A 26,911-nucleotide genomic window follows, 5' to 3' on the forward strand; every position below is an offset into this window, starting at 1 on the left:
TCACCGGAAATTCCGCCCCTCGGGGTAGGTGCGTCCGGGCGGCGGCGGGCGGTGGTGGCCGGCGGTCAGCTCCCCCAGGCGGTGGGTCAGGTCGCTCAGGCGCTCCACCTTCAGGTGGATGACCTCGCCGTCCTTCTCCACGCGCCCCGTCGCCGCCAGCAGGCGGGAGCCGAGGATCTCGCGGCGGTGGCGTTCGAACACCGGGGGCATGACCACCAGGTTGGCGATGCCCGTCTCGTCCTCCAGCGTGATGAAGATGACGCCCGACGCGCTGCCCGGCCGCTGGCGCACCAGCACCAGCCCGGCCACCGTCAGGCGCACCCCGTCCGCCGCCGTCCGCAGCCGCTCCGCCGGGACGATGCCGGACAGGCCGTCGCGCAGCAGGGCCAGCGGATGGGCCTTCAGCGACAGGCTCAGGCTGGCGTAGTCCATCGCCACATGCTCCCCCGGCGCCATGTCCGGCAGCGCCACCTCCGGCTCGCGCACTCCGGCGTCGTCGAGGGCGGCGAACAGGGGCAGCGGCTCCGCCCCCAGCGCCTTCACCGCCCACAGGGCGGCCCGCCGGTCGATCCCGAGGGAGCGGAAGGCATCCGCCGCGGCCAGCCGCTCCAGCACCGCCACCGGCAGCCGGGCGCGCCGCCACAGGTCGTGCGCGTCGCGGTAGCCCTCGGTTCCGCGGGCCAGGACCAGGTCGCGCGCGTCGTCCTCCGCCAGGCCCTTGATCAGGCGCAGGCCGAGGCGCAGAGCCGGGGCACGGTCGGGGGCGGGGCCGGCGGAGACGGGTTCCAGCGTGCAATCCCAGTCGGAGCGGTTGACGTCCGGCGGCAGCACGGTGACGCCGTGCTCCGCGGCGTCGCGGACGATCTGGGCGGGGGCGTAGAAGCCCATGGGCTGGCTGTTCAGCAGGGCCGCGGCGAAGGCGGCGGGGTGGAAGCGCTTGATCCACGCGGACACGTACACCAGAAGCGCGAAGCTGGCGGCGTGGCTTTCCGGAAAACCGTACTCGCCGAACCCCTCGATCTGGCGGAAGCAACGTTCGGCGAACTCCCGGAGGTAGCCGTTGGCGACCATGCCCTCGACGAAGCGGTCGCGGAAGGTGTGGACCAGGCCGGTCTTGCGGAAGGTGGCCATGGCGCGGCGCAGCCGGTCGGCGTCCTCCGGGCTGAAGCCGGCGGCGACGATGGCGATCTTCATCGCCTGCTCCTGGAACAGGGGCACGCCCAGCGTCTTGTGCAGCACCCGGCGCAGCTCCTCCGACGGGTAGTCCACCGCCTCCTGCCCGCGCCGGCGGCGCAGGTAGGGGTGGACCATGTCCCCCTGGATGGGGCCGGGGCGAACGATGGCGACCTCGATCACCAGGTCGTAGAAGGTCCGCGGGCGCAGGCGGGGCAGCATGGACATCTGCGCCCGGCTCTCCACCTGGAAGACGCCCAGGCTGTCGGCGCGGCACAGCATGTCGTAGACCTCCGGCGCCTCCGGCGGCACGGTGGCCAGGGTGTACGCCGGGCCGCCATGGCGGGCGATCAGGTCGAACGCCTTGCGCACGCAGGTCAGCATGCCCAGCGCCAGGATGTCGACCTTCAGGATGCCCAGCGCGTCGATGTCGTCCTTGTCCCATTCGATGGTGGTGCGGTCCTCCATGGCGGCGTTCATGACGGGGGACAGCTCGCTCAGCCGGCCGCGGGTGATGACGAAGCCGCCCACGTGCTGCGACAGGTGGCGGGGGAAGCCCATCAGTTCGTGCGCCAGCTCCAGCGTGCGGGCCAGCCGCGGGTCGGCGGGGTCGAGGCCGGCCTCGCGCGCCCGTGCCTCGTCGACACCCTCGCGGCTCCAGCCCCAGATGGTGCCGGCCAGCCGCCCCACCGTGTCGGCCGACAGCCCCATGGCCGTACCGACCTCGCGGATGGCGGCGCGGGTGCGGTAGCGGATGACGGTGGCGGCCAGCCCGGCGCGCTCGCGTCCGTACTTGCGGTAGATGTATTGGATCACCTCCTCGCGCCGCTCGTGCTCGAAGTCCACGTCGATGTCGGGCGGCTCGTTGCGGGCCGCCGACACGAAGCGTTCGAACAGCAGGTCGAAGCGGGCGGGGTCGATCTCGGTGATGCCCAGGCAGAAGCAGACGGCGGAGTTGGCGGCGCTGCCGCGCCCCTGGCAGAGGATGCCGCGGCTGCGGGCGAAGCGGACGATGTCGTGCACCGTCAGGAAATAGGGGGCGTAGCCGAGCCGGCCGATCAGCGCCAGCTCGTGGCGCAGCGTCGCCGCGACGCCATCGGGCACGCCGTCGGGGTAGCGCCGGGCGGCACCCTGCCGGGTCAGCTCCTCCAGCGTCTCCTGCGGGGTGCGGCCGTCGCCGACGATCTCGTCGGGGTATTCGTAGCGCAGCTCGTCCAGGGAGAAGCGGCAGGCCGCGGCGATCTCCACCGTGCGGGCCACCGCCGCGGGGCAGGCGCGGAACAGGCGCGCCATCTCCGCGGGGGCCTTCAGGTGCCGCTCGGCGTTGGCGGCCAGTCGCCAGCCGGCGCCGTCGATGGTGGTGCGGGTGCGGATGCAGGTCAGCACGTCGGCCAGCGCCCGCCGGCCCGGCCCGTGGTACAGCACGTCGTTGGTCGCCACCGGCGGCACCCGCAGGGAGTCGCCGAGGCCGACCAGCCAGGCCAGCCGCTTGGCGTCGTCGCCGCGGTAGCGGTGCCCGGCCGCCAGGTACAGGCGGTCCCCCAACTCGCCCCGCCAGCGCCGCAGCTCCGCCGCGAAGCCGGCGTCGTTGCGCCCGTCCGGCGCCACGGCGAGGAACAGCAGGCCGGCCGCGTGTTCCAGCACGTCGGCGCGGCCGAGGAAGCAGGCGCCCTTGGGTGCCCGTCGCTTGCCCAGGGTCAGCAGGCGCGACAGTCGCGCGTACGCCGCCCGGTCGGTGGGGTAGGCCAGCAGGCTGCCGGCGTCCGTCAGGTCCAGGCGGCAGCCGACCACCAGCGGCAGCCCGTGCGCCTTCGCCGCCACATGGGCGCGCACCACGCCGGCCAGCGTGTTGCGGTCGGTCACCGCCAGCGCCGCATGCCCCAGCGCCTTCGCCGTCAGCACCAGCTCGTCGGCGTGGGAGGCGCCTTCCAGGAAGGTGAAGTTGGTGGTGACCTGCAGTTCGGCGTAGCGGGTCATGGGCGGCCCCGCACCATCATCGCGAGACCGTGCCCCCGCCCTCCCGCGTCCGGCGGGGCCGGGGGAGGGCACGAGCGCTCCCATACCGCCCGGACAGGCTCGCCCTTCATCCGAAGAATCCGTGCAGGAACCAGGCGGCCTTGACGCCGGGGCGGTAGAGGCCGCGGCGGAACAGCCAGAAGCGGCGGCCGGTCTCGTCCTCGACGCGGTAATAGTCGCGCGGCTCCGCCGGGGTGCGCCACCATTCCGCCTCCAGCCGTTCCGGGCCGTCGGCGCGGCGCACGCGGTGGACGGCGCCGCGCCAGCGGAACAGCACCGGCGGGTCGTCGGGAACCGGGGCGATGGCCTCGACCGGCTCGGGCGGGGTCAGCAGGCGCACGGGGCGGGGCCGGTCGGCCGGCCAGGAGGGGCCGTCCGGCGGCGGGTCCAGGGGCGGCGCCGCGGCCACCGTGCGCTCGGGCAGCCAGCTCGGCCGCGGCACCAGCCGCAGGACCGAGGCGGGGCCCAGCCGGTTGCCCAGACGGTCGACCAGTTCCTCCAGCGGCGCGTCGTCCCCGCCGCCGTCCAGGGCGACCTGGACCGGCCCCAGGGGCCCCGTCTCGGGGGCGGTGAGCGCCATCGCCTCAATCCCGGGGCCCGGCGCGATCCGTTCCAGCCGTTCGGCGAACAAGCGCATCAGGGCCGCCGGGTCGCGCGACGGGCGGGCGGTGCCGACGGCCAGCCCCGGGGGCGTGTCGTCCGGCCGGAGGTCGGTGCGGTGGACCTCCAGCTCCAGCCGCCGCGCCCCCTCCTGCGCCCGCTCCAGCCCGGCGCACAGGCGGTCCAGCAGCAGGCGGATGGCGCCGGCGATGGACTCGGGCGCGGTGATCGGTTCGGCAAAGGCGAGGCGTACGGCGTGGCGCGGCACCGGCCGGTGCGGCGACAGCGGCTCGTCCAGATGCCCCAGCGCCTGGTCGAGGCGGCGCCCCACCAGCGGGCCGAAACGGGCGGTCAGAGCGGCGCGCGGCACCGGGTGCAGGTCGCCGATGCGCCGCAGGCCGACCGCCGCCAGCCCGTCCACCACGGCGGCGGGCAGCCGCAGCGCCGCCACCGGCAGCGGGTCGAGGGCGGCGCGGGCCCCGCCCGGCGGGACGATCCGCCGCGCCGCCGGGGCGAATCGGGCGACCGCCGCGGCCGCGGCCGGGGTGTCGGCGATGGCGGCGCGCGACGCGAAGCCGGCGGCGGCCAGCCGCTCCGTCACGTCGCGCAGCAGCGGCGACTCGCCGCCCAGCAGATGGGCGCAGCCGGTGATGTCCAGCAGCAGCCCGTCGGCCCCGTCCACCGCGGTCCACGGGGTGTAGCGCAGGGCCCAGCCGGCCAGCCGGTCGAGCAGCCGGGCATCCCCCGCGGGGTCGGCGTCGAAGGCGTCCAGCCCCGGCTCCAGGGCGCGGGCGTCGGCCAGGGTCATGCCCGGCCGCACGCCGGCGGCCTCCGCCGCGCGGTCGACGGCGACCACGGTCAGGCGCCCGCGCTCCCCCGCCACGGCCGCCGCCGGACGCTCTCCCCCTCCCGCCGCCGTTGCGCGCTGCCGGCGTGCCCGGGCGTCGGTGGCGAGCCGGGGCAGCCGGAGCGACAGGATGCGCCGTGCCATGCGGCCCCTCTCCCCTGCCGATCCCGTTAGGAACAAAACACGAACAGTATAGGACGGGATTCGCTGCGCGTGGAGTCCCGAGCGGGGGCTCCACCGTATGGCGGGCTTGTCGCAGACGGGGAGGCTGCCGACATCAGGGGGATGATGCCCCTGCTTCCGTCCGCGGCCCTGCTGCTGGCCCTCGGCGCCTGCACCGCCGCGGAGCGTGCCCCCGTCGTCCCGCCGCCGGCCGCGGCATCGCCGCGCCCCGTGGGCATGCAGACCTACACGCCGGGCGGCGCCATCGGCGAGCAGCCGCCGCCCGCGGCGCCGCGGGCCGAATCGCGCCCGCCCGCCCGGACCGAGCCGCCGGCCGGTCCGCCGCCGGTGCGCCGCGGCAGCTCCGGCCCGCCGCCGCCGCCCTGGCCGTCGCAGCCGACGCTCACCCCGCCGCCGACCCCGCCCGACATCCGCGGCCAGCTCGACGCCTTCACCCGCGACCTGGAGCAGCCGGCCATCGACCGCCTGCAGCACGAGCGCGCCCTCGGCCGCCTCGATCCCATCCAGGAGCGCGACCTGATGATGCGCCAGCAGCAGCTCGACAGCCTGACCCGCGGCCCGGCGGGGCCGTAGGGGGAGCTTTTCTCGTCCCGCCGCTCGGGTTACAGTCGCGAACCGCCTCCCGCCGGGGGAGGGGAGGGGGTATCCGCACTCAGGGAGCCTTGCCGTGGAGCACCGGCCGACCTACGACGAGGATGTCTACGCCTGGTCGCAGCACCAGGCGGAGGTGCTGCGCGGGCTGGCGATGCGCCGGCGCGGACTGCCCAACGACCTCGACCTGGACCGTGTGGCCGAGGAGATCGAAGACGTGGGCAGCGAGAAGCTGGAAGCGGTGCTGAGCCTGCTCGGCAACATCATGGTGCACCTGCTCAAGCTGGCCTCCGTGCCCGGCGCCCTGTCGGCCAACCATTGGCGCCGCGAAATCCGGTCCTGGCAGCGGCAGGTTCTGCTGAAATACCGCCCCGCCATGCGGCAGCACGTCGATCTGGAGCGTCTGTGGCGCCTGGCCGTGCGCGATGCGCGGGCCGATCTGGCGGACGAGGGCGACGCGCTGCTCCCCGTGGCCGACTCCTGCCCGCTGATGCTGAACGAACTGCTCGACGAGGGGTTCGACGTCGACCGCCTGATTGCCGTTCTGCGGCCGGACGCTCCATGCGCCTGAGGTTCCGGCATCCGGGATTTCGGCATCCGGGATATCGGCCGGGCGCCGCGGTCTTCCTGATGCTCGCCCTTCCGCTCCTCGCCGCCGCGCCGGCGGAGGCGCGCACGGTGTTGAGCGGCACCGCCTTCGGGGCGGGGTTCGTCGGACCCATGGTGGTGCCGGCGCATCTGCTGGGCTTTCTCGGCATCGGGCTGTGGGCCGGGCAGAACGGCGGGGCGGCGGTGTGGCAGGTGCCGGCGGCGACGCTCGTCGCCGCACTGGCGGCGGGGGTCGCGGCGCAGGCCGGTGTCCGGCTGCCGTACGCCGGGGAAGGGCAGGCGGGGGCGCTGGTGGTGATCGGCGCCCTGGTCGCCTTCGCCCTGCGCGTTCCCCTGGCGGTGGCGGTGCTGACGGGTGCCGCCGCGGCGGCCTTCCACGGCTATGGCTACGGTCCGGGCGGGCCGGCGGCGGCGTGGGCCGGTTTCGCCGGCGCGGTGCTGCTGCTGACCGCCGCCGGGGTGGGGCTGGTGGCGCTGCTGTGGCAGGCGGCGTCGGCGCGGGCCGTGCAGATGTGTGGCGTTGCCGTCGCGGTCGTCGGCGTTCTCGACCTCGCGGGCGTGCTCTAGGGCCGGTGCGCCTTGAAAAAGGCGCAAGTCTGGTATTTGGTGGCGGCACCCCTGCGGACAGCCCCACGCGAGGAAGACCCGACGTGCCGCGCGCCACCGCCCACGCCCCCCGCTCCCCCCTCGGTCACCCCACCAGCCGCCGGCGGGTGCTGGCCGGCGCCGCCGGTCTGGCGCTGCTCGCCGCCCTCGGCCGGCCCGGTGCGGCCGCGGCGCAGGAGCTGCGGTTCTTCCGCATCGCCACCGGCACCACGGGGGGCACGTACTTCCCGATCGGCGGGCTGATCGCCAACGCCATCTCCAACCCGCCGGGATCGCGCCCGTGCGAGCGCGGCGGAAGCTGCGGCGTGCCCGGGCTGATCGCCGTGGCGCAGGCCACCTCCGGCTCGGTGGAGAACATCGAGCTGCTGCGCACCGGCGGGGCGGAGGCGGCGCTGTCCCAGGCCGACGTGGCCTTCTGGGCCTACACCGGCACCGGCATCTACGAGGGCCGGCCGCCCCTGGACAGCCTGCGCAGCATCGGCACCCTGTACACCGAGGCGGTGCACATCGTCGTGCGCGCCGACAGCGACATCCGCACCGTCGCCGACCTGCGCGGCAAGGTCGTCTCCGTCGGCGAGGAGGGATCGGGCACGCTGGTCGACGCCCGCGTCGTGCTGGACGCGTACGGACTGGGCCTCGGCGACCTGCAGCCCCGCCACCTGAAGCCGGGAACCGCCGCCGACCGGCTGGCCCGGCGCGACCTGGACGCTTTCTTCATCGTCGGCGGTTTTCCGGTGGCGGCGGTCACCGACGTGGCGGCGCGCGTGCCCGTGCGCCTGCTGCCGGTGGACGGCGAGGTCGCCCGGCGCCTGCTGGCCGACCAGCGGTTCTTCATCGAAGGCGTCATCCCCGCCGACGTCTACCCCGGCGTGCCGGAGACCCCGGCGCTCAGCGTCGGGGCGGAGTTCGTGGTGCGCGCCGACCGGCCGGAGGACCTGATCCACGGCGTCACCCGCGCCCTGTGGCACGACAGCACCCGCCGCCTGCTGGCGGAGGGCCACCCCAAGGGCAGCAGTCTCGACCCGGCGCGCGCCGTCGCCAACGTCTCCGTCCCCCTGCACCCCGGCGCCGAGCGCTATTACCGGGAAGCCGGGCTGATCGACGCCACCGAGGCGGAGGATGAGCCGGACCCCGTCCCGGCACCCGAATCGACGCCCGAATCGGCGGGTGAGCCCGCGCCCCCCGCCGCCGCACCGGCCACCGCACCCGCCGCCGCGACGCCGCCGGGGGCCGGCCCGGCTCCGGTGCCCGCCGGGGCCAAGCCGTGACCGCCCCCTACGGCACCTGGCGCTCGCCCGTCACCGCCCGCAGCCTGGCCGAGGGCGGGATCAGCCTGCGTGCGCCCTGGCGGCGCGGTGCCACCATCATGTGGCTGGAGGGACGGCCGACCGAGGGCGGACGCACCGTGCCGGTCCGCCGCAGCCCCGACGGCACCGTCGCCGACCTGCCGGGCGCCGGCTGGGACATCCGCGGCCGCGTTCACGAGTACGGCGGCGGCGACCTGCTGCACCTGGACGACCCGCTGGGTCGGCCGGCGCTGGCTTTCTGTTCCGGCGCCGACCAGGCGCTGTACGTCACCCTGGCCGACGCCGGCGACCCCGTGGCCCTGACCGTGCCCGGCCGTGACCGCTTCGCCGACCTGCGCCACGACGCCGCCCGGCGGCGCCTGATCGCCGTGCGGGAGCGCCACCCCGCCGACGGCCACGGCGACCCGGAGAACGCCCTGGTGGCGGTGCCGCTGGACGCCGCGGCCGGTCCGTCCGACGGCGGGACCGTGCTGGCGGCGGGGGCCGACTTCTACGCCGGTCCGTGCGTGGCGCCGGACGGGAACCGGCTGGCCTATGTCACCTGGAACCATCCGGACATGCCGTGGGACGGCACGGAGCTGTGGGTGGCGGCGCTGGACGCGACCGGCGCCCTCGGCGACCCGGTGCGCGTTGCCGGCGGGCGCACCGAATCGGTGGTGCAGCCGGTGTGGCTGCCCGACGGTCGGCTGGTCTACGTGTCCGACCGCAGCGGCTGGTGGAACCTGTACGTGTGGGACGGCACGGCCAGCCGGGCCGTGCTGCCCATGGCGGCGGAGTTCGCCTATCCCCCGTGGGTGTTCGGTCTGCGCGACGTGGCGGTGGTCGACGGGCGCACGCTGGCCTGCGTCCACAGCCGCGACGGCATCCGGGCCCTGGGGCTGGTGGATGTGGAGACGGGCGCCCTGCGCCCCCTCGACCTGCCCTTCACCGAGATCGGCGACCTGCACGCCGACGGCCGCACCCTGACCTTCTGCGCCGCCGGCCCGGCGACGCCCAACGCGGTGGTCACCCTGGACCTCGACACCGGCGCGGTGGAAACGGTGCGCAGCAGCGTCGCCGTCCTGCCCGACCCGGCGTACGTGTCGACGGCCCGGGCCATCCGCTTTCCCACCGGCGACGGGGCGGAGGCGCACGCCTTCTACTACCCGCCCGTCAACCCGGATGCCGCGGCACCGCCCGATGAGCGGCCGCCGCTGATCGTGCGCAGCCACGGCGGCCCCACCGCCGCGGCCTCCGCTGCCTACAACCCGAAGATCCAGTTTTGGACCAGCCGCGGCTTCGCCGTGGTGGACGTCAACTATCGCGGCAGCACCGGCTACGGCCGGCCCTACCGCGACGCGCTGAAGGGCGGATGGGGCGTCACCGACGTGGCCGACTGCGTCGCCGCCGCCCGTTACCTTGCCGACCGCGGGCTGGCCGACCCGAACCGCCTGGCCATCACCGGCAGCAGCGCCGGCGGTTATGCGGTGCTGTGCGCGGTGACCTTCCACGACGTGTTCCGGGCCGGAGCCAGCCATTACGGCATCAGCGACCTGGAGGCGCTGGCCACCGACACCCACAAGTTCGAGAAGCATTATCTGGACAGTCTGGTCGGCCCCTATCCGGCCTGCCGCGACCTCTACGTGGCACGCTCGCCCATTCACCACGTGGACCGGCTGGCGGTGCCCATGGCCTTCTTCCAGGGGCTGGAGGACAAGGTGGTGCCGCCCGACCAGGCCGAACGGATGGTGGCCGCCATCGCCGCCAAGGGCCTGCCCGTCGCCTATGTCCCCTTCGCCGGGGAACGCCACGGCTTCCGCCGGGCCGAGACCATCGTCGCGGCCCTGGAGGGTGAACTGTACTTCTACGGCCGCGTCTTCGGCTTCACCCCGGCGGACGATCTGCCGGGCATCCCGATCCGGAACCTTCCGTAACGATCCCGGAACGGGATGGGCGCGAACAGGATTGTTACGGAGCCGGTCCGAAGTCGATCGCCCACGGTTCCGCCATGGCGGCGGCCGTCCACTCGCGCATCTCCGGCAGGGTCAGGATGGCGTCGGCGTAGGCGCGGCTCACCGGGTCGAGAGTCACGGCGTAGGTGTCGAAGCGGGTCACCACCGGGGCGTACATGGCGTCGGCGGCGCTGAAGCGGCCGAACAGGAACGGCCCGTCGGCGCCGAAGCGGCGGCGGCAGTCCTCCCACAGCGACCGGATGCGGGCGATGTCCGCCTCCACCTCCGCGTCGAAGGTGCGGCCGGGGTGGCGCGCCTTCAGGTCCATGGGCAGGGCCTTGCGCAGGGCCTGGAAGCCGGAGTGCATCTCGGCGCTGACGGCGCGGGCGACGGCGCGGGCGTTCGCGTCCTCCGGCCACAGGCGGGCGGAGGGGAAGGTTTCCGCCAGATACTCGATGATGGCCAGCGAATCCCACACGGTGCGGTCGCCGTGGCGGAGCACGGGCACCTTGCCGGCCGGCGAATGCTCCAGGATGGCGCCCTTGGTCTCCGGCCGGCGCAGCGGGATCACCACCTCCGCGAAGGGGACGCCGGTGCGCTTCAGCGCCAGCCAGGGACGCAGCGACCACGACGAATAGGCCTTGTTGCCGAGGACGAGGGTGATGTCGGGGGTCCGGGCGGTCATGGGGGCGGGGCCGTTGCTGGTTGAGCCATGGCGGCAGTCTGCCGCGCCGGGGCCGGTTTGTACACCGGCGGCGGCCTTTCCCCTTTTCAGGCGCCGCCGCCCGCGCCATGCTCGGACCGGTCCCATTGTCCCCGCAGCAAGGAAGGACGTTCCGCTTTGCTCGCCACCCTGCGCGCCAAGGCCGGCGCCGACGCCGTTCCGATCACGCCGCTTCCGGGGGCCGGCCTCGCCGCCTGGCTCGCCGCGCAACCGCCCGCCACCGCCGCCTGGGTGCGGGCCGTCAACTACACCGCCGAGGCCGGCGCCACCGCCCTCCTGCCCGGCGAGGACGGACGGCTCGCCCGCGTGCTGGTCGGCATGCCGGCGGAGCCCGACCTGTGGTCGCTGGCCGGCCTGCCGGGGGCGCTGCCGCCGGGCACCTACCGAATCGACGCCGACCTGGACCGCGACGCCGCCACGGCGGCGGCTCTGGGCTGGGCGCTCGGCAGCTACCGCTTCGGGCGCTACAAGGCGTCGGACAAGAGCTTCGCCAACCTGGTCTGGCCCGACGCCGCCGACCGCGGCGCGGTGGAGCGGGCGGCATCGGCCATCTATCTGGTGCGCGACCTGGTCAACACGCCGGCCTCCGACATGGGCCCGGCGGACCTGGCCGGTGCCGCCACCGACCTGGCGGCGGAGTTCGAGGCCGACATCCGGGTCATCGTCGGCGACCACCTGCTGAAGCAGAACTACCCGGCCATCCACGCGGTGGGCCGCGCGGCCGCGCGGGCACCGCGGCTGATCGACATCACCTGGGGGCGCAAGGACGACCCGAAGGTCACCATCGTCGGCAAGGGCGTGTGCTTCGACACCGGCGGCTACGACATCAAGCCGTCCAGCGGCATGCTGCTGATGAAGAAGGACATGGGCGGTGCGGCCCACGCGCTGGGCCTGGCCCGCATGATCATGATGGCCGGCCTGCCGGTGCGCCTGCGCGTGCTGGTGCCGGCGGTGGAGAACATGATCGCCGGCAACGCCTTCCGCCCCGGCGACGTGCTGAAGACGCGCAAGGGGCTGAGCGTCGAGGTGGGCAACACCGACGCGGAGGGGCGGCTGATCCTGTGCGACGCCCTGGCCGAGGCGGATTCGGAGAAGCCCGCCCTGCTCATCGACTTCGCCACCCTGACCGGGGCCGCCCGGGTGGCGCTGGGGCCGGATCTGCCCGCCCTGTTCGCCAACAACGAGGCGCTGGCCGCCGACCTGCTGGCCGCGGCCGCGGCCGGCAACGACCCGCTGTGGCGCCTGCCCCTGTGGCAGAACTACCGCAAGATGTTCGAGAGCAAGATCGCCGACCTCAACAACGCCGGCACCGGCGGCTTCGCCGGGGCGATCACCGCGGCACTTTTCCTGGAGTCGTTCGTTTCCCGCGAGACGCCGTGGGTCCACCTGGACGTCTACGCCTGGAACGGCTCGGCCCGGCCGGGCCGGCCGGACGGCGGCGAAGCCATGGGCCTGCGCGCGGTGTACGCGTTGATCGAGAAGCGGTTCGGGCGGGCGTGAGCCGGCGCGCCGGAGCGGAGCGGGGAGCATGGCGCGCACGTTCGGGGAGCCCAAGGTCATCCTTGGGCCGGTGCTGTATTTCCGGGGCGAGCAGGGTGACCGGTGGCGCCTGTCCGCCCTGTTCGTCCTGGAGGGGGAGGCGGAGCCCGACGACCTGACGGTGGAATCCGTCAGCCTGCCGGTGCCGCCCCGCCACCTCGCCTCGTGGCGCGGGCGCCACCTCTGGCGATTCGACTTCGCCGTGCCGCGGGCCGCCGGCGACGAGGCGGTCGCCTACGGCTTCGCCGAGGGGGAGCGCTGGCGCGTCATCGTGCCCGGCCTGGAGTCGCCGTTGCGCGTCGCCTTCACCTCGTGCAACGGGGCGGAGGACCCGGCGACCCTGGACCGCCACGGCACCGCCCGCAACGCCCTGTGGGCCGACCTGCTGGAGCGGCACGGCTCCGGCCCCTTCCACCTGCTGATCCAGGGCGGCGACCAGCTCTACGCCGACCGGGTGTGGCACGACCGGCCGGCCCTGGCGGAGTGGCGCCGGCGCCCGCCGACGCGCCTGGCCGAACCCTTCTCCGCCGCCATGGCGGAGCAGGCCATGGACCATTACTTCGACCTCTACCTCGACACCTGGGGCCAGCCGGAGGTGGCGGCGGCCCTGGCGCGCATTCCGTCGGTGATGATGTGGGACGACCACGACATCTACGATGGCTGGGGTTCGCTGCCGACCGAGGAACTGGCCGCCCCCGTCGCCCGCGGCGTCTTCATGGTGGCGCGGCGCTGCTTCGCCCTGTTCCAGCTCGGCGCCGCGCCGGAGGCGCTGCCCGACTGCGTCTGGGGGCAGGAGACGGGCGCCTTCACCCAGGGCTTCGTGGTCGGCGACGTCGGCATCCTCGCCCCCGACCTGCGCAGCGAACGCACCCCCGACCGCGTGATGGCGCCGCGCAGCCGCAAGGCGCTGCCCGGCTGGCTGGACCGCTTCGCCGCCTGCCGCCACCTGCTGCTGGTGTCCAGCGTGCCCCTGCTGTTCACCGACACCGGCGGCGTGGAGCGGCTGCTGGCGGCGCTGCCCGGCCGCCACCGCTACGCCGACGATCTGCGCGACCAATGGCGAAGCCCGGCCCACGCCGCGGAATGGCGCCGGCTGCTGGAGACGCTGACCGCCTTTTCGCTGCGCACCGGCTGCCGCATCACCGCCGTGTCGGGGGAAATCCATCTGGGCGCGCTGGCCGTGCTGAGCGGGCCGGTGGAGATCCACCAGCTCATTGCCTCGGGCATCGTCCACCCGCCGCCCTCGCGCCTCTACGCCGCGGCGCTGGACCGGCTGGCGCGGCGGCGCGAGCGGCCGGTGGCCGGCTTCACCCTGGAGATGCCGCCCTTCGCCGAGACCGGGCGGCGGCTGATCCGGGCGCGCAACTGGCTGGCGCTGGCCTTCGAGTCCCGCGGCGGTTTGCGCGCGCAGTGGCACACCGAGGAATCGCCGGGGCTGTACCTGCGGCAGATCGCGTAACCCCTTCGACCGAGGGCCGAAACGCTTGCCCGTGGGGGCAGGGTTGGGCAAACTTGGCGCCGCTCCGCACGGGAGAACCCGCGGAGACGGCGAGGGGGTGGCATGGCGCGAAACCTCAAGGCGCTCGGGCTGTGGCGGGCGGCGCTCATCGACAGCGTGCGGCAGGCGGGTCCCGACCTGTCGGCGCGCCAGATGGCGATCCTTCTGCAGGTCTATCTGACCGACCCGCCGCACACCGTGCGCGGCCTGGCCGCCATTCTCAACATCTCCAAGCCGGCGGTGACCCGGGCGCTGGACCGCCTGTCGGTGCTGGGCTTCGTCAAGCGCAAGCGCGACGCCGAGGACAAGCGCAACGTGCTGGTCCAGCGCACCGTCAAGGGCTCCGTCTTTCTGTCCGATTTCGCCGAGCTGGTGATCCGCGCCGGCGCCGTCACCCCCGACGATCTCGCCACCGTGCGGGCGGAGGAGGAGATGGCCGCCGCTGCCAAGGCGCGGCTGGAGGCGGAGATGCGCACGTCCACCGCCGATGCGCCCGCGCCCGCCACGCCGGCCGACGCCTCCGCATGAGCGATACTCCCGACCCGCGCCGCCATCCGGTTCGGCAGGATCTGGCGGCCGCCCACCTGCGCGGCCGCGTCACCGTCCCCCGCTTCGTCGAGGGGGAGGAGCACCGCGTCACCGCCGGCACCGCCGGGATGCGCGCCGACCCCGCAGCGACGGCGCGCCAGACGTCGCAGGTGCTGTATGGCGAGGGGTTCACCGTCTACGACCGGCGCCATGGCTGGGCGTGGGGCCAGTGCGCCACCGACGGCTATGTCGGCTGGGTGCCGGCCGCGGCCCTGGCGCCGGGCGCGCCGCGGCCCACCCATGTGGTGACGGCGCTGGCCGGCTTCCGCTTCCCCGAACCCGACCTCAAGGTGCCGCCGCTCGACACCCTGCCCCTGGGGGCGGCGGTGTGCGCGGTGGGCGAGAGGAACGGCTATCTGGAGCTGGCCGACGGCGGCTGGATCTACGCCCGCCACCTGGCCCCCGCCGGCACGGTGGAGCCCGACCCGGTGGCGACGGCGGAACGGCTGCTGGGCGTGCCCTACCTGTGGGGCGGACGCACGCCCCACGGCATCGACTGCTCCGGCCTGGCACAGCTGGCACTGCTGCGGGCGGGCATCCCGTGCCCGCGCGACAGCGACATGCAGCGTGACGAGGTGGGGGAACCGGTGCCCGTGGAAGGGCCGTACCGCCGCGCCGATCTGGTGTTCTTCCCCGGCCACGTCGGCCTGATGCTGGACGGGGAGCGCCTGCTGCACGCCACCGCCTTCACCATGACCGTGACCGTCGAGCCGCTGGTCGCGGTCGCGGAGCGCGTCGACCCGACGCGGGCGAAGGGGTTGCTGGGGGTGCGGCGGGTGACCGGCTGAAGCCCTCCCCCGCCGGAGGCGGGGGAGGGAGGGAGGGTCAGCCCGCCCGCACCAGGGGCACCACGCGGCTCTCTTCGTGGTCGGCGGGCTCCACGTAGGCGCGGCCGTAGTAGCTGTCGAGGAGGAGCTGCTTGATCTCCGCCACCAGCGGGAAGCGGGGGTTGGCGCCGGTGCACTGGTCGTCGAAGGCGGCCTCGGCGATGCTGTCGACACGGGCCAGGAAATCCGCCTCCGGCACGCCGGCGGCCTGGATCGACGGCGGGATGTCCAGGGCGGCCTTCAGCTCGTCGACCCACTGCACCAGGGTTTCCACCCGCTCGTGGTCGCGGCTGCCGCCCAGGCCCAGGTGGCGGGCGATCTGGGCGTAGCGGGCAACACCCTTGGGGCGGTCGTACTGGCTGAACGCCGTCTGCTTGGTCGGGATGTCCGCGGCGTTGTAGCGGATGACGTTGGAGATCAGCAGGGCGTTCGCCATCCCGTGTGCCAGATGGAACTCCGCCCCCAGCTTGTGGGCCATGGAGTGGCAGATGCCGAGGAAGGCGTTGGCGAAGGCGATGCCGGCGATGCTGGCGGCGTTGTGCACCTGCTCGCGCGCCTTCGGGTCCTTGGCGCCGTTGGCGTAGGCCGAGGGCAGATGCTCCTTCAGGAGCTTCAGCGCCTGGAGCGCCTGGCCGTCGGTGTACTCGTTGGCCAGGACGGAGACGTACGCCTCCAGCGCATGGGTGACCGCGTCGATGCCGCCGGCGGCGGTCAGCGACTTGGGCATGTCCATCACCAGATTGGCGTCGAGGATCGCCATGGTGGGCGTCAGCTCGTAGTCGGCGATGGGGTACTTGACGCCGGTGCGCTCGTCGGTGACCACGGCGAAGGGGGTGACCTCCGACCCCGTTCCCGAGGTGGTGGGCACCGCCACGAGCTGTGCCTTCACCCCCAGCTTGGGGAAGGTGTAGATGCGCTTGCGGATGTCCATGAAGCGCAGGGCCAGGTCCTCGAAGGCGACGTCCGGCGCCTCGTACATCACCCACATGATCTTGGCCGCGTCCATGGGCGAGCCGCCGCCCAGCGCCAGGATGACGTCGGGCTGGAAGGCGTTGGCCAGCGCCACGCCCTTGCGGACCACCGCCAGGGTGGGATCGGCCTGCACCTCGAAGAAGACCTGGACCTCCATGCCCAGCCCTTCGAGGATGTCGGCGGTGGCGGTGACGTGGCCGTTCTCGAACAGGAAGCGGTCGGTGACGATCAGGCAGCGCTTGCGCCCGCGCAGCTCCTCAAGAGCGAAGGGCAGGCAGCCGCGGCGGAAGTAGATCGATTTGGGCAGCTTGTGCCACAGCATGTTCTCGGCCCTCTTGGCCACGGTCTTGCGGTTCAGCAGGTGTTGCGGGCCGACGTTCTCGGAGATCGAGTTGCCGCCCCACGAGCCGCAGCCCAGCGTCAGCGACGGCGCCAGGCGGAAGTTGTAGAGATCGCCGATGCCGCCCTGCGAGGAGGGGGTGTTGATCAGGATGCGGGCGGTCTTCATCCGCTCCCCGAAGACGCGCACGCGCTCGGTCTGCAGGTCCTGGTCGGTGTAGAGGACGGAGGTGTGGCCGATGCCGCCCAGCGCCACCAGCGCCGCCGCCTTGTCGCAGGCGTCGGTGAAGTCGCGGGCGCGGTAGAGGCCCAGGGTCGGCGACAGCTTCTCGTGGGCGAAGGGCTCCGCCTCCGTCACGTCGTCCACCTCGGCGATCAGCACCTTGGTGTGGGACGGAACGGTGATGCCGGCCATGGCGGCGATGGCGCGGGCCGATTGGCCGACGATGGCGGCGTTGAGGTGGCCGTCGGACAGCAGCACCCGGCGCACCGAGTCGGCCTCCGCCGGCGACAGGATGTGGCCGCCGTGCCCGGCGAAGCGGTTGCGCACCGCGTCGTACACGGAATCCACCACGATGGCCGACTGTTCCGACGCGCAGACCACGCCGTTGTCGAAGGTCTTGGACATCAGGATCGAGGCGACGGCGCGCTTGATGTCGGCGTGTTCGTCGATCACCGCCGGGGTGTTGCCGGCGCCGACCCCGATGGCCGGCTTGCCCGACGAATAGGCCGCCTTCACCATGCCCGGCCCGCCGGTGGCCAGGATCAGGTTGATGTCGCGGTGGTGCATCAGGGCGTTGGACAGTTCCGGCGTGGGGTCGTCGATCCAGCCGATGATGCCGTCGGGCGCCCCGGCGGCCACTGCCGCCTCCAGCACCAGGCGGGCCGCCTCGCAGGTGGCGCGGCGCGCCCGCGGGTGGGGGGAGAAGACGATGCCGTTGCGCGTCTTCAGGCTGATCAGCGCCTTGAAGATGGCGGTCGAGGTGGGGTTGGTCGTCGGCACGATGGCGCAGATGAGCCCCACCGGTTCGGCGATGGTCAGGATGCCGCCCTGGGCGTCCTCCTCAAGGGTGCCGCAGGTCTTCTCGTCCTTGTACTTGTTGTAGATGTACTCCGACGCGAAGTGGTTCTTGACGACCTTGTCTTCCATCACGCCCATGCGCGTCTCCTCGACCGCCAGCTTGGCCAGCGGGATGCGCGCGTTGGCCGCGGCGAGGGCCGCGGTGCGGAAGATGCGGTCGACGGCGTCCTGCGAAAACTCGGCGTAGCGCCGCTGCGCCTCCCGGACACGGGAAACCAGGGCGTCGAGGTCGGCGAGCGTGCTCGTGGGCATGGAATGTGATCCGCTTCATCGGATGGCGGGCGCGACGGGCGCCGGGAAAGCCGGGACCGCTCCGGCGGTCCCTACTCGATGACGCGAGTATGAGAGCGGGGCGCGCCGCCGCCCCATGATTCAGGTCAACCGGCCCGACGATTGCGGATTGTCTGATATACGTCTGTCCGGACGGGTGTCTCATCTGTTGGGGTAGCCCGGCGACCGGACTCATTATTGCCGAAGTCCGTGATCCTGCGTAACAAGCGGTGCCTGTGGCCCCCTCAATAGCCCCGCCGCCGGTCCACGAGGTTGGGCAGGGGGTCCCCGGCGCGGTGGCGCCGGATGGTGTCGGCGACGTGATCGGCGCAGGGGCCGGGGTGGGTGACGCCGGCCACGTGGGGGGTGAGGTGGACCAGGGGATGGCCGAACAGGGGATGGGCGGCCGGCAGCGGCTCCTCGCGGAAGACGTCGAGGCTGGCGCCGGCGATGTGACCCGACTCCAGGGCGGCCAGCAGGTCCTCCTCCACCAGATGGCCGCCGCGGCCGGCGTTGATGACGACGGCGCCGCGGGGCAGGGCGGCGAAGGTGTTGCGGTTCAGGATGTCCCGGGTCTCCGGCGTCAGCGGCAGCAGGCAGACCAGCATGTCGCTCCCCGCCAGCAGGGTGGCGAGGCCGTCGGGTCCGTGCAGGGCCGTTACACCGGGAAGCGTGCGCGGGGTGCGGCTCCAGCCCGCGACGGGGAAGCCCAGCGCGACGAGGGCGCGCGCCGCCGCCGCCCCCAGTTCGCCCAGGCCCAGCAGGCCGACGCGGACCTCCGCCGCCGGCCGATGGGGCAGTTGCCGCCACTGGCCGGCGCGCTGCTGCGCGGCGTAGGCGTCGGCGTGGCGCTGCCAGCGCAGCACCTCCATGGTGACGTAGCCGGCCATGTCCTCGGCCAGGCCGGCGGCGACCATGCGCACCAGCGGCACGTCGGGCAGGGTGGGGTCCTCCAGCAGGGGCTCCACGCCGGCACCCAGCGACAGGATCAGGCGCAGGTTGGGCAGGCCGGCCAGCAGGCCGGGCGGCGGCTTCCACACCAGCGCGCAGGTGATGTCGGCGGGATCGCCGATGTCGGGCGTGACGCGCACCTCCAGGTCGGGCAGGCGGCGGTTCAGTTCGGCCGTCCAGGCCCGGGCATCGTCGGAAGCGGAGTGGAACAGCAGCGTCATGGCGGGACTCGGCAGGGCGTCGGGACCCCCTTGCGGGGGGATGGCAGTTTGGTCCATCTGGTGGGCGATGCGCCAGACCCGAACCGCCCGCCTGATCCTTCTGAACAAGCCCTACGGTGTGCTGCCCCAGTTCACCGACCGGGAGCACGGCCGGTCCACCCTGGCCGATCTGGTGCCCGTACCCGGCGTCTACCCCGCCGGCCGTCTCGACCGGGACAGCGAGGGGCTGCTGGCGCTGAGCGACGACGGGGCGCTGATCGCGCGCATCGCCGATCCCCGCCACAAGCTGCCCAAGACCTATTGGGTCCAGGTGGAGGGGGTGCCCACGGACGCCGCCCTGGAGCGCCTGCGCCGCGGCGTTACCCTCAACGACGGGCCGACGCTGCCGGCTGCGGCCGAGCGCATGGAGGAGCCGCCCGGCCTGTGGCCGCGCGACCCGCCGATTCGCGTGCGCGCCGCCATCCCCGCGACGTGGATCGCGCTGACCCTGCGCGAGGGGCGCAACCGTCAGGTCCGCCGCATGACCGCGGCGGTGGGGTTCCCGACCCTGCGCCTGATCCGCTGGTCGATCGGCGACTGGACCCTGGACGGGCTGGCACCGGGCGCCTGGCGGGAGGTGACCGTGCCCGCGCCCGCGCCCGCGGCTAGGGTTCGGCCGGAACCGCGTCGCTCAGGGCCAGCAGCAGCCGGTTCATCACGGCGCCGTCGGTGATCGTCTCGGGATTGAAGGAGTCGGGCATGTAGCGCCGGATCACCGCCTCGGCGTGCGGCCCGTCGCCGATGTAGCGCATCTCCCAGTCGGCGAAGGACCGTTCGCTGATCCGCGTGAATTCCACCAGGCAGACATCCTCGTGCCGGGGGTCGGCGGCAATGGCGGCGAACAGTCGGGTCACCGGCAGGCGCCCGCCTTCCAGGATCTGGACGAACCAGCGGCCGTTGTAGAACAGGACTCCGGTGATGCCGTGCAGGAAATTGTTGGAGCGCGACCTCAACAGTATCGACTCGATGTCCGAATCGCCCGGCGCTTTGGGGCGGCTGAAGTAGATAAGCCGGGACAGATACATGAGGCGCCCCTTCCGTTTGTCGGTCGGCGCAGCGTAGCAACGACCGGAATATGCGGCAATTGCAGCGGAAGGCGCAGAACGAAGGGCGGGGGACGACGAACCGGGCCGTTTCATACGGTTTCCGTCTGAAAGCTTCAACCGTTGCGTTCGGCCGTGTGCACGGCTTCCGGTGCCGGCGCGTACGGCACGGTGAAGGAGAAGGTGGCGCCCCGCCCGGGCGCGCTGTCGACCCAGATGCGGCCGCGCAGATGCTCGACGATGCGCTTGCAGATGGCGAGGCCCAGCCCGGTTCCCTGGGGCTTGTCGGTCATGGTGTCGCCGACCTGGCGGAAGCGCTCGAAGATGATGCCCTGGTGCTCCGGCGCGATGCCGGGGCCGTCGTCGGCCACGTCGATGCGCACGCCGCCCTCCTGCGCCACCACCCGCAGTTCCACCCGTCCGCCGGCCGGGGTGAACTTGGCGGCGTTGGACAGGAGGTTGACCGCCACCTGCACCAGGCGGTCGGCGTCGCCCTCCACCGGGGGGAGATCGGGCGGGATGGCGAGCGTCAACGTCACGCCCTTGTCGCGCAGCAACTGGCTGGTGGCGGCGGCGGCCTGCTCCATGACCGTGCCGATGGCGACGGGACCGATGGTCCACTCCACCTCGCCCGCCTCGATCTTGGCCATGTCGAGGACCTGGTTGATCAGGCGGGTCAGCCGCTCGCTCTCGCGGATGATGGTGCCGAGGAACTCCTGCCGCTGCTCCGCCTCGATGTCGGGGTGGTCGTGCAGGATCTCCGACAAGGCGCGGATGGAGGTCAGGGGGGTGCGCAGCTCGTGGGTCACGGTGGACAGGAACTCGTCCTTCAGCCGGTCCAGTTCCTTCAGCCGGTCGTTGGCGGCGCGCAGGGCGGCCGAGGCGCGCTCCAGCTCCGCCGTCTTGTGTTCGAGCTGGCGGCTGTACTCGATGACGTGGCTGGTCTCGTCCAGCATGCGCATCAGCTCGGGCAGGCTCACCTCGCCGCCCCGCACGGCCGAGGCCAGGGCGACCCGGGCGGAGGCGGCGCCGATGGCGCCGGCCAGCAAACGCTCGGCGTAGCGCACCAGTTCTGCCCCGGCGCGGCGGTTGTCGCCCATGGACTGGCGGTGGCGCGTGCCGTACTGGGCGAACGCGGCGTCGGCCCGCTGCGGCCCCAGGAAGCGGGTGACGATGCGCCGCAGGTCGCCCACCGTGGCGCTGCCCCGCCACTGCACGGCCGCCGCCGCGGCGTCGCCCTTCTGCTGGTACACCTCCACGAAGGCGGTGGCCTGCGCGCGCTCGCCGGGGGTGGGGCGGTCGAACAGCGACACCGCCACGTACAGGCCGATGTTGAACAGCATGCTCCAGAACAGCGCATGGGCCAGCGGGTCCATGCCGTCCAGGCCGAACAGGGCGTAGGGGCGCAGCAGCGCGATCCCCCACGGGCCGGCATCGATGAACGACGACGGCAGCCAGCCGGAGCGCGCGAAGCTGGGCAGCAGCAGCGTGTAGGTCCAGGTCAGGATGCCGGCCCCCAGCCCGGCCAGCGCGCCGCGCCGGGTGGCGCCGACCCAGTACATGCCGCCGATCAGCGCCGGCGCGAACTGGGCCACCGCGGCGAAGGAGATCAGGCCGATGGCGACCAGCGCGTAGGCGGAACCGGCGAAGCGGAAATAGGCATAGCCCAGCAGCAGGATGACCACGATGGCGACGCGCCGGATGGTCAGCAGCAGGCGCGACACGTCGGCCCGGCGCTCCAGCTCCCTGCGGCGGAAGCGCAGCAGTGCGGGCATCACCAGGTCGTTGCACACCATGGTGGACAGGGCCACCGTCTCCACGATGATCATGCCGGTGCCCGCCGACAGGCCGCCGATGAAGGCCACCAGGGCCAGCCAGTGCAGATCGCCGGCCAGGGGCAGGGCCACCATGAACATGTCGGGATCGACGCTGCGCCCGGGGAACTGCAACAGCCCGGCCACCGCCACCGGCAGCACGAACAGGTTGATCAGCAGCATGTACAGGGGAAACAGCCACAGGGCCCGGGTAAGGTGCCGCTCGTCCACGTTCTCGATCACCGTCACCTGGAACTGGCGGGGCAGGCACAGCACGGCCGCCATGGACAGGATGGTCATGGTGACCCAGGCGCCGTCGCCCAGCGCCGGGGCGGCGGTGAACAGGCGGGCGATCTCGGGATGCTCCAGGCCGCGGGCGAACAGGTCCGTGGCGCCGTCGTTCATCCACCACACCACCACCGCCCCCACCGCCAGGAAGGCCAGCAGCTTCACCACCGATTCCATGGCGATGGCCGCCACCATGCCCTCGTGATGCTCCGCCGCGTCGATGTGGCGGGTGCCGAAGATGATGGCGAAGACGGCCATGCCGGTGGCCACGTAGAAGGCGTTGTCCAGCAGCACCGGCAGGGTCGGGCCGCCGGCCAGGCCGGTCGGATCGACGCCGGTCAGCACGTCGAAGCTGACCGCCACCGCCTTGAGCTGCAGGGCGATGTAGGGGGTGATGCCGACCACCGCGGTGGCGGTCACCAGCACCGCCAGCCCCTGGCTCTTGCCGTAGCGCGAGGCCAGGAAATCGGCGATGGAGGTGATGCGGTGGACTTTGGCGATGCGCAGCACCTTGCGCAGCACCAGCGGCCCCAACACCATCAGCAGCGTCGGCCCCAAATAGATCGGCAGGAAGCCGATGCCCAGCGTCGCCGCCCGCCCGACCGACCCGTAGAAGGTCCAGGTGGTGCAGTACACCGCCAGCGACAGGGCGTACACATAGGGCGACGCGATGACGCTGCGCCCCGCGTCGGCCCGGCGATCGGCCCAATGGGCGATGGCGAACAGGCACAGCACGTAGGCGAAGGACGCGGCGACCACCGGCGGCCAGTCCATGGGATCAACCCCCTCGCGTCAGCCGCGCTCCAGATGCAGGGCCAGCAGCACGATCACCGCGGCCCACACCCCGAGGATGTAGACGTGCAGCAGCGGCCAGCCGAACACTGTCTCGCCCGCGCCGAACACCCGCAGCAGCGGCGGGTTGAACGCGATGGCCCCCAGCAGGAACAGGGCGACCACGCGGTCGATGCGGCCGGGTCCGCCGCCGGGGGCGGGCATCAGAAGACCCGCTCCCGCTGGGCCAGCTCAACCAGGATGTTGGCGGCGCGGATGGCGTCGTCCAGCGTGCGCACGTCACGCTCGCGCAGCATGTCCAGCATGCGCACGAACACCGCGGCGGTGACCAGGCTGTCGCCCAGCGCGGTGTGACGGTCCACCACCTCCACGCCCAGGCGCCTGGCGATGCCGTCCAGCGTGTGGTCGCCGTCGTTGCCTTGCAGCATGCGCGACAGCAGCATGGTGTCCAGCACCGGGTTGTCGAACTTCACGCCGGCCTGCCGCTCCTTCATCTTCAGGAACTTCAGGTCGAAGGCGGCGTTGTGGGCGACGATCACCGCGCCGGAGACGAAGGCGCGGAACTGCGGCAGCACCTTGTCGATGGTCGGCTGATCGACCACCATGTCATCGGTGACGCCGTGGAACTGGATCGATTCCTGGGGGATGCGGCGCTTGGGATTGACCAGGGTGGAAAAGGTCTCGCCGGTCAGGATGCGGCCGTTGACGATGCGCACCGCGGCGATCTGGATGATCTCGTCGCCGCCCGACGGCGACAGGCCGGTGGTTTCGGTGTCGAACACCACGTAATGCAGCTTGTCCAGCGGCGTGGCGCCGAGACCGCTGGTGGCCAGCGGCTGGTGCAGCAGGCCGAAGTCGAAGAACTCCGGCCGCGCCGCCGCCTGCGGCCGGCGGGGGTGGACCGACGGTGGGGATAGGGCCGGCGGCAGCGGCACGCGCAGGCGCGCGCAGCCCTCGCGGCCCGCCACCCCCTCGCTCCACATCTCGCTGCGGTGGTGCTGGAGCACGTCGGCGACGGTAAGCCCGCCCAGCGCGTCGGCCAGCCCATGCTCCAGCCAGCGGTCCACGGTGCCGCTGGGGACCAGAGGTCCCTGCCAGGTGATGTCCACATACACCCATTGGTCGGCGGCCTCTGCCGACAGGTCGAAGGCGGTGACGCCGGTCAGCGCGTGGATCTGGCCGATGAGATGGTCGAGCATCACCACGAGGCTGTAGCTGTCGCCATGGATCCACTGGGGCAGCCCGGTCGGCGTGACCTGATAGCCGTCCTTCGGCCCGGCCCGGTGACGCACCAGGTTGACCAGGTTGGCAGTGTGGATGTCGCTCATCGGCCAGGTGCCGCTGGTCACGCTGCGGTATTCGGCGGTGATGCGCTCCAGCCGGCCCGACAGGGCGTTGGCGGACTCCAGAAGCACCTTCTCGAAGGCGGCGCGATCCTCGGCGCCCAGGTCGGGGGTGTCGATCAGGGTTTCCAGGGCGGCGCACAGGTTGGCGACGGGGGTGCGGAAGCTCTCGGTCGCCTCGCGCAGCAGCTTGTCGCGCTGGCCCAGTGCCGCCAGTTCGCGGGTGGCGTCCTCCAGGGTGAGGACGTAGCCGGTGATGACCGGAGGCCCGCCGGCCTCGCCGTCCTGCAGGATGACGCTCATGCGTCCGGTCAGCAGGATGCGGCCGTCGACGGTGCCGCCGATGAACTGGGCGGTGGTGCCGTGGGCGTGGGTGAGGTGACGGCCCTCGCGTACCCGCAGGGTGAGCCGTTCCAGCGTGTGGTTAACCGGCTCGGGCAGCAGGAAGTGCAGGAGGTTGCGGCCGAGCCCGAGGTCGCCGGTGAGGTGCAGCAGATCCAGCACCGTCTTGTTGTACAGCAGGATCTGGTGCTTCAGGTTGCAGATCAGCACGCCTTCGTGCAGATCGCGCAGGATGGCCCCCAGGCGGGTCTTCTGCTCCTCCGCCTCCGCCGTCGATTCGGCCACGGCCCGGTCGATGTCGCGGCGGGCGGCCGTCAGCTTGTCACCCAGCTCGTTCAGCGCGATGGCGATGGGGGCGAGGTCGGCGTACCGCTCCACCGGGATGTGGGCACCCGTCCGCCCGTGAGCCAGCACCCGCGCCTCGCCGGCCAGCGCGTTGCCGGCGCGCAGCAGGTAGCGGTCGATCACCACCCACAGGAAGGCGAATCCGGCGATCAGCGCCAGCGTCATGGCCGCGGCGTAGGCGGCCAGCGGGTTGGGCTGGGCGTCGCGCATGGCGATGGCGCCCAGCACCGACAGCATCACCAGAAGCCCGGCGATGCCGCGCACGGCCAGCGGGACGAATCGCCGCGACGTCGGCAGCGGACGGCGGATCGGAGCGGCGTCGGCCGCGGGCCCCGCCGCGGGGACCGGTGCCGGAGCGGGTGCGGGAGGGGCCGGGGTGCTCACGGCTGCACCTTTTCGGGCGCCAGGTACTTGCGCACGGTGGCGACCAGGTCGCGGGTGGAGAAGGGCTTGGTGATGTAATCCGTGGCCCCCAGCGCCATGCCCTTCTGCCGCTCCACGTCGCGGCTTCGGGCGGTCAGCATGATGATCGGCAGATCCTTCCAGCGCGCGTCGGCGCGCAGCGACTGGCAGACGTCGAACCCGTCGCGCTTGGGCATCATGGCGTCGAGCAGGATCAGGTCGGGCGTCGTTTCGGCCACGGACTGCATGGCCTCCTCGCCGTTGCGGGCGACGCGTACGGCGTATCCGGCCTTCTGCAGCAGCACTTGCAGGGACAGGACGATGCTGGGTTCATCATCGGCGACCAGGATCGTCGGCGTCATCGGGGGGTGTCCTCCGGTTCGTCGGCCAGAACGGCCGATCTTTGTTTGTTTATGTATGCAGGCAACGCAGACCGCTCATGTTACCGTTGAGGATAACGGCAGATCAAGCCGCACCCCATCGGTTGCGGCGACAATCACCGCGCCGAACCATGAAGACATCCGGCCGTGGCCGGTGCGGCTGCGTGGTGTCAGCGCGTGCCGACCACGATGGGGGTCAGGCCCAGGACCCCTTGCAGCTCCCCGGCCACTCGCGTCGCTTCGCCGCGCCCCTCGTAGCCGCCGACGCGCACGGCGGTCCAGGAGCGACCCTCCGGGTCCGTCCAGCCCATGGCGTAGGCGCGGTAGCCGCGCTCGGTCAGGCGGCGCACCAGCGCCGTGGCGTTGGCCGCATCCCGGAACGTGCCGACCTGCACGGTGTAGCGTCCCGCCGGCGCCCCGGCGGGCGGGCGGGTGGGTCCCCGGGCGGCCGTGGCGGGGGCCGGTGCGGCGGCAGGCGGTGCGGCGGGAGGCTGTGCGGCCGCCGCGGGACCGCCGGGCAGCGGTGCGGCCGGCGGCATCGGCTCCGCGTCGGGATCGGGCAGGTCGGCCGCATCGTCCTGCCCGGCGGCCTCCTCATCCGGCTCCACCACCGTCGACTCCGGTGCGGGTGCCGCTGCCCGTGCCGGTTCGGATGCCGGTTCCGGTGCGGCGGAGGGGAGCGGGGCGCGGGCGATCAGGGGTTGCGGGGCGGTCCCGTCGGCGGCGGAGGGTGACGGAGGCGGGGCCACCGGCTCCGTGATCGTTGCCGGGGCAGGGGCCGGAGCGGGCACCCGCTGAAGCAGCGACGGCGGCGCGGCCGGAGCGGCGTCGACGGCTGCCGTTTCAGCTTCGGAGCCGACCGGGCCGGGCGGGTCGCGCAGGGAATCGAGCATGACGACGGCGAAGCCGATGCCGGCCGCGGCGATCAGCGCCGCCGCAATCTTGCCGTAGGGGATGGCCCGGCGCGGCTCCTCCTCCTCCTCGTCCCCGTACTCCTCATCGTCGTCGGGGTCGTCCCGGTCGGCGGCGAGCCGGTCGTCCCGGATGTCGTCGGAGATGGCGCGCAGAAGCGTCGCGATGTCGTCGCCACCGCTGCCTGCGGCCACGCCGGCGGGACCGGACGGTTCGGTGACGGACGGAGCGATGGCGGACGTCGTCTTGTCCTTGGTCACGGCTGGGGGTGCACCCGATCTGTCCCGGACGGCCGCCGGGATACTCCGGACGGACAGGACCGCTTTTACCCCATTTCG

At 73.0% G+C, this 26,911-nt stretch carries 21 protein-coding genes; 10 read left to right on the forward strand and 11 right to left on the reverse strand.

The features are described 5' to 3' along the window. Both G472_RS0128275 and G472_RS0128280 read right to left on the reverse strand, forming a co-directional pair. Positions 1 to 3,150, reverse strand: coding sequence for an error-prone DNA polymerase (locus G472_RS0128275; protein ID WP_029011081.1), 3,150 nt, complete (start codon positions 3,148 to 3,150; stop codon positions 1 to 3). 106 nt (positions 3,151 to 3,256) lie between these two features. Next, positions 3,257 to 4,780 (reverse strand): Y-family DNA polymerase, encoded by a 1,524-nt coding sequence (locus G472_RS0128280; RefSeq protein ID WP_035694011.1) that lies wholly within the window; start codon positions 4,778 to 4,780, stop codon positions 3,257 to 3,259. Positions 4,781 to 4,921: 141 nt separating this feature from the next. Between G472_RS0128280 and G472_RS37705 the strand changes: the two genes are divergently transcribed. The 5 genes from G472_RS37705 (at position 4,922) to G472_RS0128305 (ending at position 9,845) form a co-directional block, all read left to right on the forward strand. Then, positions 4,922 to 5,392 carry a hypothetical protein gene (locus tag G472_RS37705; RefSeq protein WP_029011083.1) on the forward strand — a complete coding sequence of 157 codons (471 nt, stop codon included), beginning with the start codon at positions 4,922 to 4,924 and terminating at the stop codon, positions 5,390 to 5,392. A 94-nt stretch (positions 5,393 to 5,486) separates the two neighbouring features. Further along, positions 5,487 to 5,981 carry a DUF29 domain-containing protein gene (locus G472_RS36165; RefSeq protein WP_035694013.1) on the forward strand — a complete coding sequence of 165 codons (495 nt, stop codon included), beginning with the start codon at positions 5,487 to 5,489 and terminating at the stop codon, positions 5,979 to 5,981. 59 nt (positions 5,982 to 6,040) lie between these two features. Continuing rightward, positions 6,041 to 6,586, forward strand: coding sequence for a HupE/UreJ family protein (locus tag G472_RS0128295; RefSeq protein ID WP_035694080.1), 546 nt, complete (start codon positions 6,041 to 6,043; stop codon positions 6,584 to 6,586). A gap of 83 nt (positions 6,587 to 6,669) precedes the next feature. After that, positions 6,670 to 7,893, forward strand: a complete 1,224-nt coding sequence (locus G472_RS36170) for a TAXI family TRAP transporter solute-binding subunit (RefSeq protein ID WP_084536960.1) — start codon at positions 6,670 to 6,672, stop codon at positions 7,891 to 7,893. Continuing rightward, the gene (locus G472_RS0128305) at positions 7,890 to 9,845 is read left to right on the forward strand and encodes a dipeptidyl-peptidase 5 (protein WP_029011085.1); all 1,956 of its coding nucleotides are present in this window, start codon (positions 7,890 to 7,892) and stop codon (positions 9,843 to 9,845) included. The genes G472_RS36170 and G472_RS0128305 overlap by 4 nt, the downstream gene beginning before the upstream one ends. A gap of 34 nt (positions 9,846 to 9,879) precedes the next feature. Here G472_RS0128305 and G472_RS0128310 read toward each other — a convergent pair whose 3' ends face one another. Continuing rightward, positions 9,880 to 10,548, reverse strand: a complete 669-nt coding sequence (locus G472_RS0128310; RefSeq protein ID WP_029011086.1) for a glutathione S-transferase family protein — start codon at positions 10,546 to 10,548, stop codon at positions 9,880 to 9,882. Positions 10,549 to 10,704: 156 nt separating this feature from the next. On the opposite strand from G472_RS0128310, the gene G472_RS0128315 reads away from it, so the two are divergent. The 4 genes from G472_RS0128315 (at position 10,705) to G472_RS36185 (ending at position 15,000) form a co-directional block, all read left to right on the forward strand. Continuing rightward, entirely contained in the window at positions 10,705 to 12,087 is a 1,383-nt protein-coding gene (locus G472_RS0128315) for a leucyl aminopeptidase family protein (protein ID WP_029011087.1), read from the forward strand. 28 nt (positions 12,088 to 12,115) lie between these two features. Further along, a complete protein-coding gene (locus tag G472_RS36175) occupies positions 12,116 to 13,585 on the forward strand; it encodes an alkaline phosphatase D family protein (protein WP_051341483.1) in 1,470 nt (489 codons plus the stop codon). A gap of 102 nt (positions 13,586 to 13,687) precedes the next feature. Continuing rightward, on the forward strand, positions 13,688 to 14,152 hold the full coding sequence (locus G472_RS36180) for a MarR family transcriptional regulator (protein WP_051341484.1): 465 nt from the start codon (positions 13,688 to 13,690) through the stop codon (positions 14,150 to 14,152). Next, entirely contained in the window at positions 14,149 to 15,000 is an 852-nt protein-coding gene (locus tag G472_RS36185) for a C40 family peptidase (protein ID WP_035694014.1), read from the forward strand. Before G472_RS36180 ends, G472_RS36185 begins: the two co-directional genes overlap by 4 nt. A 37-nt stretch (positions 15,001 to 15,037) precedes the next feature. Here the strand turns inward: G472_RS36185 and adhE are convergent, their stop codons facing one another. After that, a complete protein-coding gene (gene adhE / locus G472_RS0128335) occupies positions 15,038 to 17,683 on the reverse strand; it encodes a bifunctional acetaldehyde-CoA/alcohol dehydrogenase (RefSeq protein WP_029011088.1) in 2,646 nt (881 codons plus the stop codon). Positions 17,684 to 17,946: 263 nt separating this feature from the next. Continuing rightward, complete coding sequence (locus G472_RS0128340; protein ID WP_029011089.1) at positions 17,947 to 18,873, reverse strand: 2-hydroxyacid dehydrogenase; 927 nt, start codon at positions 18,871 to 18,873, stop codon at positions 17,947 to 17,949. 40 nt (positions 18,874 to 18,913) lie between these two features. On the opposite strand from G472_RS0128340, the gene G472_RS36190 reads away from it, so the two are divergent. Then, the gene (locus tag G472_RS36190; protein WP_084536962.1) at positions 18,914 to 19,585 is read left to right on the forward strand and encodes a pseudouridine synthase; all 672 of its coding nucleotides are present in this window, start codon (positions 18,914 to 18,916) and stop codon (positions 19,583 to 19,585) included. Here the strand turns inward: G472_RS36190 and G472_RS0128350 are convergent. From G472_RS0128350 to G472_RS36205, 6 genes are all read right to left on the reverse strand, one after another. Continuing rightward, on the reverse strand, positions 19,518 to 19,937 hold the full coding sequence (locus G472_RS0128350; protein ID WP_029011090.1) for a BLUF domain-containing protein: 420 nt from the start codon (positions 19,935 to 19,937) through the stop codon (positions 19,518 to 19,520). The two genes, G472_RS36190 and G472_RS0128350, sit on opposite strands and share 68 nt — an antisense overlap. Before the next feature lie 134 nt (positions 19,938 to 20,071). After that, the gene (locus tag G472_RS36195) at positions 20,072 to 22,831 is read right to left on the reverse strand and encodes a sensor histidine kinase (protein WP_035694018.1); all 2,760 of its coding nucleotides are present in this window, start codon (positions 22,829 to 22,831) and stop codon (positions 20,072 to 20,074) included. A gap of 18 nt (positions 22,832 to 22,849) precedes the next feature. Then, entirely contained in the window at positions 22,850 to 23,053 is a 204-nt protein-coding gene (locus G472_RS36200) for a hypothetical protein (RefSeq protein ID WP_035694019.1), read from the reverse strand. Next, the gene (locus G472_RS0128365) at positions 23,053 to 25,263 is read right to left on the reverse strand and encodes a 3'-5' exonuclease (protein WP_029011091.1); all 2,211 of its coding nucleotides are present in this window, start codon (positions 25,261 to 25,263) and stop codon (positions 23,053 to 23,055) included. Before G472_RS0128365 ends, G472_RS36200 begins: the two co-directional genes overlap by 1 nt. Continuing rightward, positions 25,260 to 25,643, reverse strand: a complete 384-nt coding sequence (locus tag G472_RS0128370; protein ID WP_029011092.1) for a response regulator transcription factor — start codon at positions 25,641 to 25,643, stop codon at positions 25,260 to 25,262. Before G472_RS0128370 ends, G472_RS0128365 begins: the two co-directional genes overlap by 4 nt. Positions 25,644 to 25,831: 188 nt before the next feature. After that, positions 25,832 to 26,833, reverse strand: coding sequence for an SPOR domain-containing protein (locus tag G472_RS36205; RefSeq protein ID WP_051341486.1), 1,002 nt, complete (start codon positions 26,831 to 26,833; stop codon positions 25,832 to 25,834). Positions 26,834 to 26,911: the final 78 nt, after the last annotated feature.

Origin of the sequence: Azospirillum halopraeferens DSM 3675 (assembly GCF_000429625.1) — a bacterium.
Classification (GTDB): domain Bacteria; phylum Pseudomonadota; class Alphaproteobacteria; order Azospirillales; family Azospirillaceae; genus Azospirillum; species Azospirillum halopraeferens.

What these genes read in the sequence shown, in the direction of transcription:
- G472_RS36190 (WP_084536962.1), top strand. Translation starts at nt 18,914, where the DNA reads ATGGCAGTTTGGTCCATCTGGTGGGCGATGCGCCAGACCCGAACCGCC.
- G472_RS0128340 (WP_029011089.1), bottom strand. Translation starts at nt 18,873, where the DNA reads ATGACGCTGCTGTTCCACTCCGCTTCCGACGATGCCCGGGCCTGGACG.
- G472_RS0128370 (WP_029011092.1), bottom strand. Translation starts at nt 25,643, where the DNA reads ATGACGCCGACGATCCTGGTCGCCGATGATGAACCCAGCATCGTCCTG.
- G472_RS36175 (WP_051341483.1), top strand. Translation starts at nt 12,116, where the DNA reads ATGGCGCGCACGTTCGGGGAGCCCAAGGTCATCCTTGGGCCGGTGCTG.
- G472_RS0128275 (WP_029011081.1), bottom strand. Translation starts at nt 3,150, where the DNA reads ATGACCCGCTACGCCGAACTGCAGGTCACCACCAACTTCACCTTCCTG.
- G472_RS0128350 (WP_029011090.1), bottom strand. Translation starts at nt 19,937, where the DNA reads ATGTATCTGTCCCGGCTTATCTACTTCAGCCGCCCCAAAGCGCCGGGC.
- G472_RS36195 (WP_035694018.1), bottom strand. Translation starts at nt 22,831, where the DNA reads ATGGACTGGCCGCCGGTGGTCGCCGCGTCCTTCGCCTACGTGCTGTGC.
- G472_RS0128280 (WP_035694011.1), bottom strand. Translation starts at nt 4,780, where the DNA reads ATGGCACGGCGCATCCTGTCGCTCCGGCTGCCCCGGCTCGCCACCGAC.
- adhE (WP_029011088.1), bottom strand. Translation starts at nt 17,683, where the DNA reads ATGCCCACGAGCACGCTCGCCGACCTCGACGCCCTGGTTTCCCGTGTC.
- G472_RS0128295 (WP_035694080.1), top strand. Translation starts at nt 6,041, where the DNA reads ATGCTCGCCCTTCCGCTCCTCGCCGCCGCGCCGGCGGAGGCGCGCACG.
- G472_RS36185 (WP_035694014.1), top strand. Translation starts at nt 14,149, where the DNA reads ATGAGCGATACTCCCGACCCGCGCCGCCATCCGGTTCGGCAGGATCTG.
- G472_RS36200 (WP_035694019.1), bottom strand. Translation starts at nt 23,053, where the DNA reads ATGCCCGCCCCCGGCGGCGGACCCGGCCGCATCGACCGCGTGGTCGCC.
- G472_RS37705 (WP_029011083.1), top strand. Translation starts at nt 4,922, where the DNA reads ATGATGCCCCTGCTTCCGTCCGCGGCCCTGCTGCTGGCCCTCGGCGCC.
- G472_RS0128310 (WP_029011086.1), bottom strand. Translation starts at nt 10,548, where the DNA reads ATGACCGCCCGGACCCCCGACATCACCCTCGTCCTCGGCAACAAGGCC.
- G472_RS36180 (WP_051341484.1), top strand. Translation starts at nt 13,688, where the DNA reads ATGGCGCGAAACCTCAAGGCGCTCGGGCTGTGGCGGGCGGCGCTCATC.